We start from the raw sequence: 3,585 nt of genomic DNA on the forward strand, positions 1-3,585 counted from the left end.
GTCCTCGCGGCCGATGACGTCACCCTGCACGTCGCGCCCGGCGAGACCCTGGCCCTCATCGGCCCGAACGGCTCCGGCAAGACCACGCTGCTCAAGGCGCTGGTCGGTCTGGTGCGTCCGAGCATGGGGCGGGTGGAGATCGCGGGCCTCGACGCCACGACCGGCGGCGCCGCCGCGCGGCGCGCCACCGGCTACCTGCCGCAGCGGCCCGGTTTTCAGGACGGCGTGACCGCCCGCGCCCTGCTTCGCCTCTGCGCGCGGCTCCGCGGCGTGCCCGCGCGCCCGGCGGAAGAGCTGCTCGACCGCGTCGGGCTGGCGGATGCGGCCGACCGCGTGGTGGACGGCTTTTCCGGCGGCATGCGCCAGCGCCTCGGTCTCGCGGTGGCGCTCGTCGGCACGCCGCCGGCCCTCGTGCTGGACGAGCCCAGCGCCGCACTCGACCCGACCGGGGCGTTGCTCGTCCGCGACCTCATCCGCGAGCTCCGGCGCGAAGGGACCACGGTGCTGCTGTCATCACACGACCTGGCCGAGGTGGCGAGCGTCGCCGATCGCGTCGCGGTGTTCTCGGCGGGCCGCATGCGCGCGGTCGGCAGCGTATACGAGCTCGAGAACGCGACCGGTGCGCGGAGCATCGAGGACGTCTATCGCTGCCTCACCGGCCAGATGGCGCTCAGGAGGGTGGCGTGATCCGCCCGCGCGGGCGGGGCGCGGTGCTGGCGATCGCGGAGTCGGAATTCCGTGCCGCGCTGCGCGGCCGTCTGGTCCAGAGCTTCGGCGCGCTGTTCGGCGTGCTCGCCATCGGGCTCTCGCTCGTCGGGCTCGGCGCTACTGGTGAGCTCCTCGTCCAGGGCTTCATGCGCACCGCGGTCTCGCTGCAGGCGCTCGCGCTCTATCTGCTGCCGCTCGTGGGCCTCGTGATCGGCGCGCACGCGTTCGCCGGAGAGGACGGGGGCGCCGAGTGGCTGCTGGTGCAGCCGGTGAGCCGCGCCGGCGTCCTCCTCGGGCGCGCGCTCGGCCTCGGCGCGGCGCTCGGCGCGGTGGCCGTCGCGGGCTTCGGCGCCGCGGCGGTGCTCGTGGGCATGGTGGCGGGATGGGAGGGCCTGGCGGGCTACGCGATCGTGGCGGCCGGCGCCACGACGGTGGCGTGGGCGGCCCTCGCAACCGGCATCCTGCTGGGCATTCTGACGCGCCGCCGGCCGGTTGCCATCGGCGCGGCCCTCGCAGTGTGGCTCGGCGCGGCCGTGCTGTACGATCTCGCCGCGATCGGGTTGCTGCAGCTCACGGGCTCCGGCCAGCCGGGGCCATATCTCGTGTCGCTCCTCGCGATCAATCCGCTGGACGGGATGCGCGCGGCGGCCCTCGTGCTGCTCGGCGCCGACGTGCTGCTCGGACCGACGGGCGCCGCGATGCAGCGCGCGCTCGGGCCGGGAGGCGGCGCGCTGCTCGTCGCCGGCTCCGTGGCCGCGTGGTGCCTCCTGCCGATCGCCGGGGCCATCCGGATCTATCGACGCCGCGATTTCTAGCCCCGGTGACCCGAATCACCCCCCGCGGCCTGGCTGGCGCGTACCGTTCCGCACGGGCGATGCCCGGCATCGGGCCGGATGCACGCCCACGAGGAGGTCACTATGCGGGAGAGACTGTCACTGCGGGCCGCGCTGGCCGGTGCCGTGGTTCCGATGTTCCTGGCCGGCGCATGCGGGCCCAGGAGCAACACCGGCGGTGCCAACACCGGCATGGCCGACCAGACGTCGGCGGCCGACACGACGCTGCCGGTCGATACGGCAGCCACGAATCCGGCCGCGAACCCCGGCGCCGCCGCGTCCGACACCGGCGCCGCCGTCTCCGACACCGGTGCCGCGCTCAGCGACGCCAACATCGTGGCGCTGCTCGACGAGGCCAACAAGGCGGACAGCGCCGCCGGCGCCTACGCGCTCAAGAAGACGAGCAATGGGGACGTGAGGGGATTCGCCACACAGATGGAGACGGACCACCACGCGCTGCGGCTCCAGGGCCAGCAGCTGGCGAAGAAACTCAATATCACGCCTGAGCCGCCGGCGAACGATCCGGTGAAGGCTCTGGCCAAGGCGGAGATGGATTCGCTGAAGGCGGCGCCGAAGGGCGCACAGTTCGACCGGACCTACATCGACCAGGAGGTCGGCGTCCACAAGGCCGTGATCGATCTGGCCGAAAAGGCGCATGACGCGACCCAGAACCAGGAACTCAAGAGCCTGATCGAGAAGGCTAAGCCTATCCTGCAGACCCACCTCGATCGGGCGGAATCGATTCAGAAGAAGCTGGGCAGCCCGTCGGCGTAGCGCGATTGCGCGCGAACCGCAGCGCCGGATCACCTGCATAGAGCGCCGCCGCCTCGGCCAGGCATCGATCGGCCGGGGCGGCGGCGATCCGCCGCGCCGGCATCCGTCAGCCCATCGTGCCCGTTCCCCATGAAGTCCACGTAAACCCGCACCCGGGCTGGGACATCGTCCAGGGTGGCTCCGCCGTGCAGGGCATTCCGGTGCCGAGTCACTCTTGTACCGTTCCAGCTTCCGATGCCGCGCCGCCCAGGCGCCGGCGCACCATCTCGCGATATCGGCTGTTGGTCTGCGGCTTGAGAAAAAGCGCGACCACCTCGGGGTGCGCCGCACGCACCTTGTGCTCGATCTCGGTCACGCGCCGCTCCAGCTCGGACACGCGCACGTCGTCGGTGAACTCGATGCTGAGCGCGGCCACGATCTGATCCGGCGCAAGCTGCACCGTGAGCACACCATTGACCCGCTCCACCGAAGGCTCCGCTTCGGCAATCCGGAGGATCGCTTCGCTGAGGCCGCGGCCGGCCCGTTCGCCGATCAGGAGGCTCTTGCTCTCCCGCGCCAGGAGAATCGCGACCGCGCCGAGCACGAGACCGATGAGGATCGACGCGATGCCGTCGAAGACGGGCGCTTTGAGGGTCACGGTCGCGAATGTGCCGGCGGCCGCGAGAAAAATGCCGGCCAGCGCGGCGCTGTCCTCGAACAGCACCATGAATGACGGCGGGTCCTTGCTCCGGCGGAACGCGGCGTAATAACCGAGCGAGCCCTTCACCGCGCGAAACCGGCGCAGGGCGATGATCCAGGTGGTGCCCTCGAACAGCAGCGCCAGCGCCAGCACCACGTAGTTCACCAGCGGGTCGGTGATCGGCTCCGGATGGCGGATGTGGTTCACGCCTTCGTAGATCGAGATGCCCGCGCCGAGCGCGAAGATGAGCAGCGCGACGATGAAGCTCCAGAAGTACAGCTCGCGGCCGTGGCCCAGCGGATGCTCGGGGTCGGCATGCTCGGCGGCGCGGTGCATGCCATAGAGCAGCAGCACCTCGTTGCCGGTGTCGACAAACGAATGGACCGCCTCGCTCAGCATGGCCGAGCTGCCGCTTATCGCCGCGGCCACGGCCTTGGTGACGGCCACCAGCAGGTTGCCGATCAGGGCGGCGTAGATGACGGTCCTGGACTGTGAGCTCGCGGCCATGGGGCCTCTCGGAATCCTCGCGGCCGCGCTATCGCGCGGCTCGCGCCGATGGGCGGCGCGGCGGCCGGATCCCCACGCGCTCAT

General features: G+C 71.5%; 4 protein-coding genes. 3 read left to right on the forward strand and 1 reads right to left on the reverse strand.

Annotation, left to right across the window (positions count from 1 at the left end; translation table 11 throughout):
* The 3 genes from VFW66_10035 to VFW66_10045 all read left to right on the forward strand — a co-directional run.
* Positions 1-687: ABC transporter ATP-binding protein (locus VFW66_10035; GenBank protein HEX5387028.1), on the forward strand; the 687-nt coding region annotated here is incomplete at its 5' end.
* Positions 684-1,523: an ABC transporter permease subunit gene (locus tag VFW66_10040; protein HEX5387029.1), complete on the forward strand. Its 840-nt coding sequence runs from the start codon at positions 684-686 to the stop codon at positions 1,521-1,523. The genes VFW66_10035 and VFW66_10040, both read left to right, overlap by 4 nt.
* 78 nt (positions 1,524-1,601) lie before the next feature.
* A complete protein-coding gene (locus tag VFW66_10045) occupies positions 1,602-2,315 on the forward strand; it encodes a DUF4142 domain-containing protein (GenBank protein ID HEX5387030.1) in 714 nt (237 codons plus the stop codon).
* Between the two features lie 208 nt (positions 2,316-2,523).
* On the opposite strand, the gene VFW66_10050 is transcribed toward VFW66_10045, so the two are convergent.
* The gene (locus VFW66_10050; GenBank protein ID HEX5387031.1) at positions 2,524-3,501 is read right to left on the reverse strand and encodes a cation diffusion facilitator family transporter; all 978 of its coding nucleotides are present in this window, start codon (positions 3,499-3,501) and stop codon (positions 2,524-2,526) included.
* Positions 3,502-3,585 lie beyond the last annotated feature (84 nt).

This window comes from Gemmatimonadales bacterium, assembly GCA_036279355.1.
In the GTDB taxonomy this organism is placed as follows: Bacteria; Gemmatimonadota; Gemmatimonadetes; order Gemmatimonadales; family GWC2-71-9; genus DASQPE01.